The sequence below is a fragment of the Streptomyces sp. NBC_01618 genome (genome assembly GCF_045209435.1).
Classification (GTDB): domain Bacteria; phylum Actinomycetota; class Actinomycetes; order Streptomycetales; family Streptomycetaceae; genus Streptomyces.
Genome location: NZ_CP109297.1, coordinates 6,893,225 through 6,907,071 on the forward strand (window position 1 = coordinate 6,893,225; position 13,847 = coordinate 6,907,071).

The following is a 13,847-nucleotide window of genomic DNA, read 5'->3' on the forward strand; positions in this document are numbered from 1 at the left end:
GACTGATGAATGACCAGATGTTGTCGGCACAACTGGGTGCCATCAAAATTGCGTACTACGACGTGGGCCCGCGTGACGCGGAGGACGCCATCGTGCTGCTGCACGACGGCGCCTTCGGAAGCTCGGCGAAGCTCGCGTGGGAGGGTGTCATGCCGGCCCTGGCTGAGCGCTTCCGGGTGATCGCTCTCGACCTCGTCGGCTACGGAGGCTCCAGCAAGGTCACCTTCTTCGACCGCCCTCCGCAGGCGGCACACGGTGACGTCGTCTCGGCGTTCTTCGCGACGCTCAGTGTCCCGGCGGCCCGCGTGCACCTGGTGGGCTCGTCCTTCGGCGGCAGCACCGCGGTCACGGCAGCGCGCACCCGGTACGGACAACCGTGGACCTCGGCCGTCTCCATCGGTGGCTCGCTCGGGCACGGCCGTAACGGCAGCGCCTTCGACGAGCTGCAGCGCTACGACCAGTCCGTCGACGACGCCCGGCGGATCACCGGCCTGCTCGTCGAAGACGCCAGCCGGTGGGACGACCACGTCGCTGAGCGGCACGCCAACGGCCTGCTGCCGGGCCACTGGGAAGCACTTTCGGCGGCGCGGGTGCGCGCCCCGCAGCGCGACGCGGCCGGCCCGCCGCCGCTGGCCGACCGGTTGGCCAAGACCGAGGCGCCGGTGTTGTTCGTCGAGGGCCAGGACGACCAGCTCCTGGTGCCCGGATGGACCGCGGAGCTGGCCGAGATGGCGCCGCATGGACGGGCCGTGACGATCCCGGGCGCCCACTGCCCCAACATCGACCGTCCCGAGGGTGTCGTGGACGTGATCATGGAATTTGTCGAGAGCGTGAATGCAGAAGGAAGGATCAAGTCATGACGAGTGGAGTCATCTTCGCGTGGTCAACCCCCAAGGAAGGCCATGAGCAGGCGTTTCATGACTGGTACGACAACGAGCACATCCCGTCGCGGGTGGACCTGCCGGGTATCGAGGGTGCCCGGCGCTACTCCAACGTCAAGCCTGGCGAAACCGCACAATTCGCGGTTCGCTACGACGTCTCGGACACGGCCGTCTTCGATTCTGCGGAATTCAAGGAGCTGCGGACCAATCCCTCCGAAGAATCACGTCGAGTGATCAAAAATACGGTCGACTTCGATCGTTTCGTCGGTGAGGAAATCATCACCCAGGGTAACACCTGGCACCCGATCGATGTTACGATTTCCTACGTAGTGACCTTCACGGTTCCTGAGGACTACTGGAACGAATTCGAGGCCTGGTATGCCACCGAGCACCTGCCGATCATGCTGCAGGAGCCGCTGTGGGCGGGGTGCCAGATCTACCGCTGCATCAAGAGTGACCGCGGCAGTGGAGCGCCGGGCAATCAGGCCCGGGACTCGTGGACCCATGTGGCGTTCCACTCGTTGCGCAGCCAGGACGCCATGAAGAGCCCGGCTCGTGAACGGGCCCGCGCCACGCCGTGGCGCGAGAGGCTGTCGCAGAATGCTTGGCACCGCGCCTCGGTCCGTCATACTTTCGAGGCGATGACCCAGCCGAGTCACGGGGCCTGAGTGAATCGTGTGAATTGTCACAGTCGATACCTCAGGAATGATCGTCGTTACTAAAAGGGTAGAGGAATGACAGAAGTCCAGGAAGCGTATCGGGTGACCCGTAGTGCCGCGCCAGTCCGAGAGCAGGCGGTCATCAACCTGCGCAACCTCTTGATGGGCAGGTTCCAGCCGGGCGAGCGGATCACCGAGGCAGCAGTCTGCGAGCTCCTCGGCACCAGTCGTACGACGGTGCGCGAGGCGCTGCGGCAACTGGAGACCGAGGGCCTCGTCGAGATCGTCCCGGGAAAGGGACCCCAGGTCGCGCGGATCGACGAGCACGACATCCGTGACCTCTACGAGATCCGTGAGGTGCTGGAGTCCTTCGCCATCATGCTGTTCACTCAGCGTGCGACCGAGGACGAGAAGGCACGGCTCGCCGAGGCGTTCAGCCAGCTGGAGAAGGCCCACGAGAGCGGTGACGCAGCCGAGGTGCTGGTGAGCAAGCAGGCCCTCTACGACGTGCTCTTCGAAGGCGCCCACAACAACGCCATCTCGGTGCTGGCCCAGCGCATCTACTGGCGGGTCGCCCGGGTGCGGCTGGCCTCGCTGTCGGCCGAGCGGATCAAGGCCGGCATCGAGGAGCTGCGGACGGTGAACAAGCTGATCGCCTCGAATTCCGTGCAGGAGGCCCAGGACGCCTACGCCATCCACATGAAAAACGCGCGCGAGGCCGCGGTCGAGGCGGTCAAGCGCTTCGCTTGATGTCCATGCGGCAGTGCGGCAGGCGGACCCAGGGAGCTGACGATTAACAACTCCTCGGTTTCTGAGGCCTGTTGGCCCGTAGGATTTGGGTGTGTCGGAGGGAATCGAGGCGGGGCGGGCCCAGACGTTCGAGCTGTTTCTGCCGTATCTGGATGAGCGACAGCGACGGCTGGTGCTCGGGGCCGCTGCCCGTGTACGGGGGGCACGGCGGGATTCGCCTGGTGGCTGGTGCTGCGGGAGTGGCGGAGTCCACGGTGTCGCGCGGGTTGCGTGAGCTGGAAAGGGGTGGGAACCCCGATGGCCGGGTTCGGGCGGCGGGCGCTGGTCGCTCCGGATCAGCGGGGAGATCCGGAGTCTCCACTGCGGTGGACGGTGAAGTCCACCCGTGTCCTGGCTGCGGAGCTGTCCCGCCAGGGGCACCGGGTCGGCCACGAAACTGTGGCCGCGCTGCTGAAGGCCGAGGGGTTCTCCCTCCAGGGCACCCCGCGCAGGGCCGAGGGTGCCCGCCACCCGGACCGGGATGCCCAGCTCCACTACATCAACGACCAGGTCAAGGAGTTCACTGCGGTCGGCGAGCCGGTCATCAGTGTGGAAGCCAAGAAGAAGGAGACCCTGGGCGAGTATGCGGTCGCCTGGCGCGAGTGGCACCGGGCCGGGCAGCCGGTCCGCGTACGCGCCCACGACTTTCCCGAGAAGGGAACCAAGAAGGCGGTGCCGTACGGGATCTCGACATCGGCGCGGACGACGGCTGGGTGTCGGTGGGCTGCGACGGCGGCACCGCCGCCTTCGCCGTGGCTACCCTGCGCCGCTGGTGGGACGGGGAGGGACGACACCACTACCCGCACGCCTCCCGGCTACTGATCACCGCCGACGCCGGTGGCTCCAACGGCTACCGGATCCGCGCCTGGAAGAAGGAGCTCGCCGACTTCGCTCACGCGGCCGGACTGGAGGTGACCGTCTGCCATTTCCCTCCAGGCACTCAAAGCCGTTGCTTGAGTGTGCCAAGCAGTTCACGGTGACGTTGCAGGAGCGCGGTCGTTGGACTCGGCATGCATCCGTGGGTGGGGTTATCCGATCGTGTGCGGCTGGGAGTGGTGACCCGATGGGTGACCCCGGAGCTCGTCGCCGATGTGCTGGAGAAGTGCGGAGTTCGCGACAAGAAGCCCGGCGCCCTGCCGGCCGGGTTCATGGTCTACTTCACACTCGCCCTGGCCCTGTTCCAGCAGGATTCCTACGACGACGTGGCGGAGCAACTGGTCGGCGATTGCTGAGTTGAGCGGGAGCATCCCCAACAAGTCCTCGTTTACGCGGGCGCGGAGGCGCCTGGGTCCACCGGTCCTGGAAACCACGTTCCGCGAGCTGGCTGGCCCGTTGGCTCCTGTCGGCCTGAGGAGAGCCTTCTACCGTGGGATGCGTCTGGCTGCGGTGGACGGGTTCGTGCTGGATGCGCCGGATACGACGGCCAACCGGGCCACCTTCGGAGGGCCGGTCAAGAACGGCCAGCCCGCGGGGTTCCCGCAGACGCGGGTGGTGACCCTGACCGAGCGCGGTACGCACGCGCAGATTGACGCGGCGGTGGGCGGGTTCAACGGCAGCGAGCCGGAGTTGGCGATCAAGATGGCCGACTCGGCCGCCGGACTGGCCGTCCACGCCGAACTCGACCCCGGCGTCACCGTCTCCGACGACGTCATGGACCGCCTCCCCTCACCCCGCACGACTGGCACGGCATCTGGAACCACACACTGCACCCCGAACCCCTCGCCCCGCCGCCCCCGGCACGGCCCGCCGAGTTCGGGCGGTTTCCGGCCGACGACAAGGCACCCGCCTGGCTGTGACACCCCAGCCTCCCGCTACCGCGACTACTGCACCACGCACCCACCGGTCCTGCTCCCCGGCAAACGCCCCGACGACGGTCCAAGCGCCGGCACCCAGCTACTCCGCGGCCGACCGTGTCCTGATCGGTGTCCTGACCCGGCGCTGAAAGACGCCCCGCACCACGCTGGCCGCCCCGTGCAGGGTCAGCACCGGCCGAAGCTCCCGAGCCGTGAAGGAGACCGGAACCGATCTCGACGCCCTCGGACACACCGTCGAACCCGGCGCCGTCAGCGCCACCACCCCACAAGCACACGCGGCCATCGCCGGACACACCCTGCACGCCAAACCGTGATCAAACAATGGAGTTGTTAATCGTCAGCTCCACAGGCGGACCAGCCCCGCTCCGGTCGACGAGGTCGCCCGGAGCGGGGCTGGCGCATTCTTGGGTGCCGTTCTGGGTGAAGTCGTGCTCGTGGTCGGCGCCGGCCGGGTGCTCGCCCCGGCCGTGGCGAGGCCATCGCGTCAGCGATTCACGGCGAAAAGCCGGGAGGCGGCTGACAAACTCACCTCCACTGTATTACCGTATGACTAGATGCAGGAATGACGGTCGGACGCGTCAGGTGCCGTCGGCTTTGGAAGGGGGCCCAAGTGGCTTCAGCGGGTGAACGTGTCAGCGATCTCTTGGCCGAGTTGGGCGTGAGTTGTGTCTTCGGTGTGGTGGGGTCCTCGACGATGGAGATCTACAACGGCCTCCACTCACATCCACAGGTGCGCTACATCGGCGCCCGCGACGAGCGCGCAGCCACCGGCATGGCCGACGGGTTCGCCCGCGCCAGCGGATCGCTCGGCGTCGTTCTCGCCGGCCAGAGCGGCCCCGGCGTCACCAACCTGGTCTCCGGCCTGGCTGCGGCGAAGGCCGCCCACACCCCGGTGCTCTCCATCGGCGGATCTGTCTCGACCGACCAGTGGCACAAGGACGCCTTCCAGGAGGTTGACCAGGAAGCCCTGCTCCGCCCGGTGTCCAAGGCGGTCTTCACCGTCCTGCAGCCGGAGCGCGTGCTGCCGACGCTCGAATACGCCGCCCGGCTGGCGATGAGCCACCCCCGGGGTCCGGTGCACGTCAACCTGCCCCGCGACGTCCTCATGGGGGAGGTGCCCGAGGGTGCCCGGCCCAAGGAGCTGCAGTCCTCGGACCCCAGCCACCGCGACGCGGTCGAGCAGGTCGTCTCGATGATCGAGTCGGCCCAGCGCCCCGTCATCGTGGCCGGTGGCGGTGTGAAGAGCAGCCGCTGCGGAGAGCTGGTCGAGCGACTGAGTGACCTGTGCGGCATGCCGATCGTCACCTCTGCCGGTCACCGCGATGCGGTCAACAACGACCATCCGCTGATGCTGGGACAGATGGGTCCGCGCGGCGGAGTGCTGCCGGCCGCAGTCGTCGCCGAGGCCGACCTGGTCATCGGCATGGGCACCCGGCTGGGCTTCAACTCGACCTTCTTCGAGCCGGAGATCTTCGCAGAGGGCGCCCGACTGGTGCAGGTGGACGTGGACGCCTCGGCCCTGAACCGCTACTGGGCCGTCGACCTCGCCGCGATGGCCGAGGCCGGATCCTTCCTCGGGGAACTGGTGGCCGAGGTGGCCGAGCGCGGCGCCTCGCGCAGTGAGGCCGGCTGGTTCGCCTCGGTCCAGGAACGCGCCGCGGCGCACCGCGAGGAGCGCTCCAGCATTCCGGACTCCCGCCACAGCATCCCCATGGACGACCAGACCTTCTTCTACACGCTGCGCCAGGCGCTGCCGCGGGAGGCGATCATCTCCCTCGATGCTGGCACCTGGTGCCTGAAGGCGTCCGAGGCCCTCGACCACCGGATTACGCCGTCGTTGTTCACCCCGCTCGACTTCGCCTCGTTGGGGTTCGCGTTCCCGGCGGCGATCGGCGCGCAGCTCGCCGCTCCGGAGCGACCCTCGATCGCCCTGCTGGGCGATGGCGGGGCGCTCTACACGATTGCCGAGCTCAGCACGGCGCTGGAGCACGACATCCCGGTCACGATGATCGTCATGAACAACTCGGCATGGGGTGCTGAGAAGGCCTACCAGCACGACTTCTACGACAAGCGCTACATCGGCACGGACCTGCCAACCCATGACTTCGCCGCGATCGCGAAGTCGTTCGGACTCCGGGGGCTGACCGCCGACAGTGCACAGAGCCTCGAGGCCGCCATCAAGGAGGCGTTCGCCGAGCGGGTCCCGACCGTGATTGACGTACGGGTGAATCCGGCGATCCTGTTCAGCTTCCGCAAGGACGTCTTCAAGAAGTACAAGTGAGCGAGGTCGCGATGCAGCGCACAGCAGTGGTCACCGGCTCGGGCCGGGGCATCGGGCAGGCGACGGTCGAGTTGCTCAGGTCCCAGGGAGTCCATGTCGTCGGCGTCGACCTGGCCGGAGCCGACATCAACGTCGACCTGTCGCAGGAGGAGGGGCGCGCGGCGCTGGAGGCCGGTGTCCGGGAGCGCTGCCCCGACGGCATTGACGTCATCGTGGGCAACGCCGGGGTGCTCAGCGAGGACGAGCTGAGCCTGCAGGTCAACTACTTCGGTGCCGTCGAGACCCTCGAGCGGCTGCGGCCCATGCTGCGGCCGGAGGCCCCGCGTGCGGTGGTCGTCGCCTCCCGCTCAGTACTGAAGCCGGTCAACGAGGAGATCGTCAAGGCGTGCCTGGCCGGCGACGAGGCGCGGGCGATCGAACTCGCCCGCCGGGCGACCGACCAGCGCCACCTGCTGTATGCGACCAGCAAGCGCGCGATCGCCCGTTGGATCCGGCGCAAAGCCCCGACGCCGGAGTGGGCAGGGGCCGGGATCGCCCTCAACGGGGTCGGACCCGGTGCGGTCCTGACCGAGATGATCGCCCAGCGCGACCCGGCCGAGCAGGAGCGCCTGGCCATCGAGCGTCCGATGCCCTTGGGTGGCATGGCCACCGCGCAGGAGGTCGCCGAGCTGATCGCCTTCCTCGCCGATGCCAGGAACTCGAAGATCGCCGGACAGCTCATCTTCATCGACGGTGGTGGCGAGACCCTGATGGGCCACGAGGACATCTGGGAAGCGATGTTGACCTGAGCCTCGTCCCGACGAGGCCGCGTCCACCAGCGCGCAAGAGAACGGGAGCTGCTTCATGAACCACCCGGCCAACGGGGCGCACGGCGGTGCGAGCCGTCAGGTCTCGCGCCGGTTGGCAGCCCTTGTCGAGGGCCTGGTTGATGGTGCCCTGCGGTGTGCGAGCTCGGGAATGTCCACTGCGCCGGCCAGCCGGCCCGGAGCCGCGACCGCAAGGGCCTCCAACGCCGCCCGTACACTCTCACCTGCGAGTTCGGTCCGGTTCAGGTCACGGACTGCGCTGATCACATGGATGAAGTCGGTGCGCCGCTTGCCGTCGGCCCCGACCAGGCCCTCCTTGCGGCAGAGGTCCAGGAACCGGTCGAACACCACCCTCTCCAAGCCGTGTTCCGCCAGCCGGGTCAGGAACCGGGGCAACACCGTCGCGTCGAAACCGGTATCGGTCAGCTCCGCGTCGATCGCGTACTTCCAGTCGATCGCGCGGACCGCCATCGCGGCGGCCCGCCGGTCGGTCAGGTTCTCCGTGAACTGCAACACCGCCGGCGGCAGACCCGGTGCCCCACGACGGCCGAACGCCTCGGTGAACGGCTCGTCCGCGGACACCTCACCCAGCCGGTCCCGCGCCCGCATCGCCAACGTTCCGTAAGGGAACGCCGCCCGGGCGACCGCCACGGTCTGGGCCGGGATCTCCGGCAGCCCCTCCGGGATCTCCGGCAGCCCCTTCGGCTGCAACGGCATGTGCTCCACCCTCTGCGGCCCACGACATCACAGGACCACAGATGCGATCATGCCGAACCCGCGACGCGAACCCAGCCGAATTGCGCAGCAGAGTCGCCGAGCAGGGCTACAAGGTGACCGCGGCCGACCTCGAGCGGGCCCGGGCGCCGCGTACGAAGGCCGTGGTGTTCGTCTCGCCGTCCAACCCCACCGGTGCGGTGTACAAGGCCCGGGGAGACGCGTGCCATCGGCGAGTGGGCGCTGGAGCACGGCGTCTGGGCCGTCACCGACGAGATCTACAAGGACCTGCTCCACGACGGTGTCGAGTCCCCCTCGACGTTGGCCGTCGTGCCCGAGCAGGTGATCGTGCTGGACGATGTGGTCAAGACCTACGCCATGACCGGTTGGCGGGTGGCTGGATGGTGGCCCCGGACCGCGTCGTGCGCGCCGTGTCGAATCTGCAGTCGCACCTGTCCAGCAACGTCGCCAACATCTCCCAGCACGCTGCGCTCGCGGCGATCACTGGGCCGCAGGACTGCATCGAGTCGTTCAGGTCGGCCTTCGACCGTCGCCGCCGCGCTCCCTGGTCGAGGGACTGGCCGGCATCGAGGGCGTGCAGGTGCCGGTACCGCAGGGGGCCTTCTGCGCCTATCCCGACGTCTCCGGCCTGCTGGGCCGTGAGTGGTCGGGTGCGCGACCGACCACCACCGTCGAGCTGGCGGAGCTCATCCCGGGAGAGACCGAGGTGGCCGTGGTGCCGGGGGAGACCTTCGGGCCGAGCGGCTACCTGCGCCTGTCCATCGCCCTGGCCGACGACGCGCCGGCCGAGGGGATCGACCGCCTGCAGCGGCTCTTCTCCTGAGGCGAAAAGCCTTCTCATGGGCGTGTGACGTGTGCTACGATCAGGCAGTAACACCGTAGTACGGTAAGACGTTCGGACGAGGCCTTCGCCGGGATTGGAGAAGACATGAGTGCACAGACGGTCAATGCTCCTACGGGGTGCCCCTTTTCGAACCCAAAGGAGTTCACTCCGTGGGCTCCTGAGTTCGTGGAAAACCCGTACCCGACCTTCGCGTGGCTGCGTTCGCTCGGGCCGGTGGCATACTCCGAGGCGATGGACTACTGGCTGATCAGCCACCACGACGCCATCAAGGAGATCCTGATGGACTCCGAGCGGGTGTCGTCGAAGACCATGCTGCTGACCATGACTGAGTGGCCGGAGGACGTGAAGGCCGAGCTGGCGAAGGTCATCCCGGACCGCCCCATGCTGAAGGACCTCGACGGCGAGACCCACGACCAGGCCCGCCGGTTCCTCCGGTTCGCCTTCACGCCGCGACGCCTCGAGTGGATCCGCGGCGACATCGAGCGCATCGCCGATGAGTGCCTCGAGGAGCTGTTCGCCGACGGCGAAGGCGACCTGGTCCACAGCTTCACCGACATCGCCCCCATCCGCGTCCTCATGCGCTTCCTTGGCATCCCGGACGAGATGCGCGAACAGATCCGGATGTGGTCGCACAACCGCGAGAACATGCTGCAGGGCAACCTCACCGAGGAGGAGTTGCGGGCCGGTGTTCAGCCGCTGAAGGACTACTACGCGTACGCCCGCCGGCGCATCGCGGAGCTCGAGGCCAACCCGGGCGACGACTACATGAGCGAGGTCATCCAGCTGTGGAAGCAGGAGCAGCCGGAGAACGTGGTCCGGGACGACCTGCTCAACATCTTGATGTCGCTGATGAACGCCGGCCACGCCACCACCTCCGACCTCATGGGCAACGGCCTGTGGGCCCTGCTCACCCACCGCGACCAGTGGGAGAAGATCTGCGCCGAACCGCGCCTGGTCACCGACGCGGTCGAGGAGATGCTGCGCTGGGACACCAGCGTCCCGGCCTGGCGGCGGGTCGCGCTCGTCGACCTGGAGATCGCCGGCCAGCGCATCCCCGCAGGCTCGAAGCTGCTGCTGTTGCTGGGTTCGGGCAACCGGGACGAGGCGAAGGTGAGCAACGGGGAGACCTTCGACCTGGAGCGCACCGACGGTCGCCAGTACGTGACGTTCAGTGCCGGTGCCCACTACTGCCTCGGTCAGCCGCTGGCCAAGCTGGAGCTCAACACCTTCCTGCAGCGGGTCGTCGCCAAGTATCCGCAGCTCAAGCTGGGCGACGGCTTCGTGCCCGAATACCGCGTGAACGCCTTCCACCGTGGTCCCAAGTCGCTGCCGGTGGAACTGGTGCCCTGATCCTCCGGGATCGCCCAACCTGGAGAGGAGAAGTCGATGAAGGTGACCATTGACGGCGCCAAGTGCGTGGGAGCCGGCAACTGTGAGGCCGACATGCACGATGTCTTCGAGGTGCAGAACGTCGGTCCGACCAAGGTGATTTGCCAGCCCTCCGAGGACCGCCGCCGCGAGTTGGAGTTCGTGATCGGCAACTGCCCGGGCGGCGCCATCGGTATCGAAGAATGAAGCGTTGCCTGATTGTCGGCGGGTCGGCGGCCGGGATGCGGACAGCGGCGGGAATCGCCAGAGGTGGCTACGACGGGGTCGTGACCGTCCTCGACGCCGACGCGCAGGCGCCCTACGACCGGACGGTGCTGTCGACGGGATTCCTCACCGGTGCCCGACAGGCTGAGGGCACGGTGCTCGACGTGCCCGACGGCGTCGAGTGGCTGTGCGGCGTACGAGCCCAGGGATTGGACCTCGACCGTCAGGTCGTGCGCACCGATGCCGGTGAGTTCGCCTACACCGACCTGGTGCTGGCCACGGGAGGCGTCGCGCACCTGCCCGCAGCCTGGCAGGGCCTCGAGGGCGTGCTCACCCTGCGCACGATGCACGATGCCGAAGTCCTGCGGGACGCGGCTGCGCAGGCCGCCCACGTCGTCGTCGTCGGCGGCGGCGTGTTGGGCATGGAGATCGCGACCAGCCTGGCCGAGCTCGGATGCCGGGTCGACGTCGTTGAAGCGGACGACCAGCCGCTCGGCCGGGTGCTCCCCGCCGCCTTCGGGCGACACCTCGGGCAACGGGCCGCTGACCACGGCGTGACGCTCAGCTGTGGGGTCTCGGTCAAGTCGCTGGGCGGAGCCCCGCGGGTGGACCGGGTGACCCTAACCGACGGCCGGGTCGTGCCCACGGACCTGGTGGTGGTCGCGGTGGGCAACCGGCCGGCCACTGGATGGCTCGCCGATTCGGGACTGGAGATCGAGGACGGGGTCGTCTGTGACGAGCGGCTGCAGGCCGGCGCCCCCCACGTCTGGGTCGCCGGAGACCTCGCGCGGGTCCGTCACGGCGACGGCTCCTCCGAGCGCTCCGAGCACTGGACCCGGGCCGGTGAGCACGGCACCTACGTCGCGCAGGCGATCTTGGGCGAGGTCGAGACCGGGTTCTCGGCGCTGTCCTACGTCTGGAGCGATCTGCTCGGCACCCGCGTGCAGGTGCTGGGGAGCATGGACTTTGACCAGCACCTCGTGCTCCGGTCCGGCGCCGATGGCGGCCAGGTCGCTGCCCTGGCCGTGCAGGACGGGGTCCTGCGGGGCGCTGCCGTGATCGGCTGGCAGCGGATGGCCATGACCCTGCGTCGCGCGCTGGTGCAGGGCCTCTCCCCGGCGGAGGTGCTCGACGCCCTACCTCCCGACGTACTCAGAGAAACCTCGATACTCCATGCCTAAGACCCACCTGCGGATCGCCGTCGTCGGCAGCGGCCCGGCCGGGATCTACGCCGCCGACGCCCTCGCTCGCGCCAAGGAGGCGGAGGTCGCCGTCGATGTCCTCGACCGGCTCCCCACCCCCTACGGCCTCGTGCGCTACGGCGTGGCTCCGGACCACCAGAGCATCAAGGGCATCGCGAAGGCGCTGCAGCGAGTGCTCGAGAACCACAAGGTGCGCTTCCTCGGCGGCCTGGAATTGGGCCGTGACCTGACGGCCGACGACCTCACGGAGGCCTACGATGCCGTGGTCCTGGCCACGGGGGCGCCGAGGAGCGCGGGGCTGGGCATTCCGGGTGCCAAGCTGCCGGGCAGCCTGACGGCGGCGGAGTTCGTCGGTTGGTACAGCGGGCACCCCGATGTCGCCCAACCGCACGACCTGGCCGCGCGCTCCGTCGGCGTCGTGGGGGCAGGCAACGTCGCCCTCGACATCGCCAGGTTGCTGGTGAAGGACGCCGAGGACCTCGCCGACACCGACATCCCCGACTCGGTGCTGTGGGTCCTGCGGCAGAGCACGGTCCGTGACGTCCACATCTTCTGCCGACGGGGACCGGCCGACTGCAAGTTCACCGCGCGCGAGCTGGCTGAGTTGCTCAGCCTCGACGACATCGACATCGCGATCGACCCGACGACCTTGGAGCAGGACACCGGAGTCGAGATCTCCCGGGCCGCGGAGGAGAACCTGTCGATCTTCCGCGAGCTCGCCGACCATCGCGTCGAGGCGCCGCGGCGCCGACTCCACCTGCATTTCTGGTCGCGACCGGTCGAGATCCTGGGAATCGAACGCGTAGAGTCGGTGCAGATCGAGACCACGCAGACAGGCACGGACGGACGGCTGGTCGGCACCGGCCAGGTCAGTGAACTGCCGATTGACGTGATTGTTGGAGCCGTCGGATTCCGGGGCACGAGGATACCGGGCGTTCCGTTCGATGAATCGACCGGAACGATCCCCAACGACGCGGGTCGGGTACGTCAACTCGACGGTTCTCCCATCGACGGGCTCTATGTGGCCGGCTGGGCCAAGCGAGGCCCCTCGGGAGTGGTCGGCACCAACCGCGCGGACGCCGCCGAGACGGTCAGAACGCTGCTGCTGGACCTCGCGCAGCGTGACGAGCCGCAAGGACCTCGCAGCGACCCACATTTCCTAGGAAACGCGATCGGCTACGACGGCTGGATCCGCATTGACGAGGCTGAGCTCTCGCGCGGAGCATCCGTCGGCCGGCCACGGGTCAAGATCGCCGACTGGCACACGTTGCGTGAACTGTCTCGCGCCGACAATGGAAGGGGAGAAGCTGAATGACGTACGTGATTGGCGCTGGCTGCATCGATGTGACCGACCGCAGTTGTGTGGAGGTCTGCCCGGTCGACTGCATTTACGAGGGCAAGCGCAAGCTCTACATTCAGCCAGACGAGTGTGTTGATTGCGGAGCATGTGAACCGGTCTGCCCCGAGAACGCCATCTTCTACGCTCCTCGTGCACCCATCTCCGAGACAGCACACCTGGACGATGCCAAGGTGTTCTTCTACGACACGCTTGCGGGGCAGAGCGTCGAACTGGGGATGCCGGGTGGGGCGCGCGATGTCGATCCCTTGGGCGTGGACACCCCGATGGTGAGGGACTGGGCGTAGTGCGGCCTCTTGTGTGGTGTCAACACAGCCTCGGCGCAGTCGCGCGGCGGCCCGCGCCCGCTCGTTGGCTTCGAGGACGACCTTGCGGAGGTGGACGGCGTCGGAGGTGACCTCGACGCACTCATCAGAGCGCCAGAACCCCAGGCACTGCCCCGAGAGAAAGTTTCTTGGGAGAACGTCCGCGCCGACGACTTGGACGTCAACATTACCAGCGACGGCCATGTCCACCCCGCGCCGTGCACGCCGACCGAGCACCTATGGTGGGGCGACGGCGGGGGCGACCGGGCCGGCGAGGCCGCGGCCGTCGTCGACCAGCTCCCCGACGACCTCGGCGCTACCGTCGACCTGCACCAGCACTGGCGCGCTCCCAAGGGCCTGACCGCTCTGTTCAACGAGGAACACAAAAAGGGCGCCGAACTCACCCGCGCTGGCTGCTCCACGCTCGTATGACTCCGCCTCGCAGGCGCTGAACCGCCCTTTTGCGCGCCCCGGCCCGTGCTCGGACCCGGGGCGCGCACCTGTGCCGCGCGCGGCCATGGCCTCCATGACGACGGACCCGATCGGCCTGGGTGTCCAGCAAGTCCCCCGATGGCCGCCAC

General features: G+C 68.2%; 16 protein-coding genes and 1 pseudogene. 16 read left to right on the plus strand and 1 reads right to left on the minus strand.

Annotation, left to right across the window (positions count from 1 at the left end; all coding sequences use genetic code 11):
- The first annotated feature begins 5 nt into the window (after positions 1 to 5).
- The 8 genes and pseudogenes from OH735_RS32010 to OH735_RS32045 all read left to right on the plus strand — a co-directional run bounded on the left by OH735_RS32010 (position 6) and on the right by OH735_RS32045 (position 7,212).
- A complete protein-coding gene (locus OH735_RS32010; protein ID WP_406385147.1) occupies positions 6 to 860 on the plus strand; it encodes an alpha/beta fold hydrolase in 855 nt (284 codons plus the stop codon).
- Positions 857 to 1,549, plus strand: coding sequence for a hypothetical protein (locus tag OH735_RS32015; protein ID WP_406385148.1), 693 nt, complete (start codon positions 857 to 859; stop codon positions 1,547 to 1,549). The genes OH735_RS32010 and OH735_RS32015 overlap by 4 nt, the downstream gene beginning before the upstream one ends.
- Before the next feature lie 93 nt (positions 1,550 to 1,642).
- The gene (locus OH735_RS32020; RefSeq protein WP_406385149.1) at positions 1,643 to 2,290 is read left to right on the plus strand and encodes a GntR family transcriptional regulator; all 648 of its coding nucleotides are present in this window, start codon (positions 1,643 to 1,645) and stop codon (positions 2,288 to 2,290) included.
- A gap of 85 nt (positions 2,291 to 2,375) precedes the next feature.
- A pseudogene (locus OH735_RS32025) lies at positions 2,376 to 3,270 on the plus strand (ISAzo13 family transposase); the annotation flags it as partial.
- Between the two features lie 69 nt (positions 3,271 to 3,339).
- Complete coding sequence (locus OH735_RS32030; RefSeq protein WP_406385150.1) at positions 3,340 to 3,561, plus strand: transposase domain-containing protein; 222 nt, start codon at positions 3,340 to 3,342, stop codon at positions 3,559 to 3,561.
- Positions 3,562 to 4,334: 773 nt separating this feature from the next.
- Positions 4,335 to 4,457: a hypothetical protein gene (locus tag OH735_RS32035; protein WP_406385151.1), complete on the plus strand. Its 123-nt coding sequence runs from the start codon at positions 4,335 to 4,337 to the stop codon at positions 4,455 to 4,457.
- A 296-nt stretch (positions 4,458 to 4,753) separates the two neighbouring features.
- Positions 4,754 to 6,424 carry a thiamine pyrophosphate-binding protein gene (locus tag OH735_RS32040; RefSeq protein ID WP_406385152.1) on the plus strand — a complete coding sequence of 557 codons (1,671 nt, stop codon included), beginning with the start codon at positions 4,754 to 4,756 and terminating at the stop codon, positions 6,422 to 6,424.
- Positions 6,421 to 7,212 (plus strand): SDR family oxidoreductase, encoded by a 792-nt coding sequence (locus OH735_RS32045; RefSeq protein WP_406385153.1) that lies wholly within the window; start codon positions 6,421 to 6,423, stop codon positions 7,210 to 7,212. Before OH735_RS32040 ends, OH735_RS32045 begins: the two co-directional genes overlap by 4 nt.
- Positions 7,213 to 7,308: 96 nt before the next feature.
- Here OH735_RS32045 and OH735_RS32050 read toward each other — a convergent pair whose 3' ends face one another.
- Positions 7,309 to 7,947: a transposase gene (locus tag OH735_RS32050; RefSeq protein WP_406385154.1), complete on the minus strand. Its 639-nt coding sequence runs from the start codon at positions 7,945 to 7,947 to the stop codon at positions 7,309 to 7,311.
- A 192-nt stretch (positions 7,948 to 8,139) separates the two neighbouring features.
- Between OH735_RS32050 and OH735_RS32055 the strand changes: the two genes are divergently transcribed.
- The 8 genes from OH735_RS32055 (at position 8,140) to OH735_RS32090 (ending at position 13,698) form a co-directional block, all read left to right on the plus strand.
- Positions 8,140 to 8,607 (plus strand): aminotransferase class I/II-fold pyridoxal phosphate-dependent enzyme, encoded by a 468-nt coding sequence (locus OH735_RS32055; RefSeq protein ID WP_406385155.1) that lies wholly within the window; start codon positions 8,140 to 8,142, stop codon positions 8,605 to 8,607.
- Complete coding sequence (locus OH735_RS32060; RefSeq protein WP_406385156.1) at positions 8,546 to 8,788, plus strand: hypothetical protein; 243 nt, start codon at positions 8,546 to 8,548, stop codon at positions 8,786 to 8,788. Before OH735_RS32055 ends, OH735_RS32060 begins: the two co-directional genes overlap by 62 nt.
- A gap of 186 nt (positions 8,789 to 8,974) precedes the next feature.
- On the plus strand, positions 8,975 to 10,159 hold the full coding sequence (locus OH735_RS32065) for a cytochrome P450 (RefSeq protein ID WP_406385157.1): 1,185 nt from the start codon (positions 8,975 to 8,977) through the stop codon (positions 10,157 to 10,159).
- A 36-nt stretch (positions 10,160 to 10,195) separates the two neighbouring features.
- Positions 10,196 to 10,384: a ferredoxin gene (locus OH735_RS32070; RefSeq protein WP_406385158.1), complete on the plus strand. Its 189-nt coding sequence runs from the start codon at positions 10,196 to 10,198 to the stop codon at positions 10,382 to 10,384.
- Positions 10,381 to 11,583, plus strand: a complete 1,203-nt coding sequence (locus tag OH735_RS32075) for an NAD(P)/FAD-dependent oxidoreductase (RefSeq protein WP_406385159.1) — start codon at positions 10,381 to 10,383, stop codon at positions 11,581 to 11,583. The genes OH735_RS32070 and OH735_RS32075 overlap by 4 nt, the downstream gene beginning before the upstream one ends.
- Positions 11,576 to 12,919: an FAD-dependent oxidoreductase gene (locus OH735_RS32080; RefSeq protein WP_406385160.1), complete on the plus strand. Its 1,344-nt coding sequence runs from the start codon at positions 11,576 to 11,578 to the stop codon at positions 12,917 to 12,919. The genes OH735_RS32075 and OH735_RS32080 overlap by 8 nt, the downstream gene beginning before the upstream one ends.
- Entirely contained in the window at positions 12,916 to 13,248 is a 333-nt protein-coding gene (gene fdxA / locus OH735_RS32085) for a ferredoxin (protein WP_406385161.1), read from the plus strand. The genes OH735_RS32080 and fdxA overlap by 4 nt, the downstream gene beginning before the upstream one ends.
- A 90-nt stretch (positions 13,249 to 13,338) precedes the next feature.
- Positions 13,339 to 13,698 carry a hypothetical protein gene (locus tag OH735_RS32090; RefSeq protein ID WP_406385162.1) on the plus strand — a complete coding sequence of 120 codons (360 nt, stop codon included), beginning with the start codon at positions 13,339 to 13,341 and terminating at the stop codon, positions 13,696 to 13,698.
- The last annotated feature ends 149 nt before the right edge of the window (positions 13,699 to 13,847 follow it).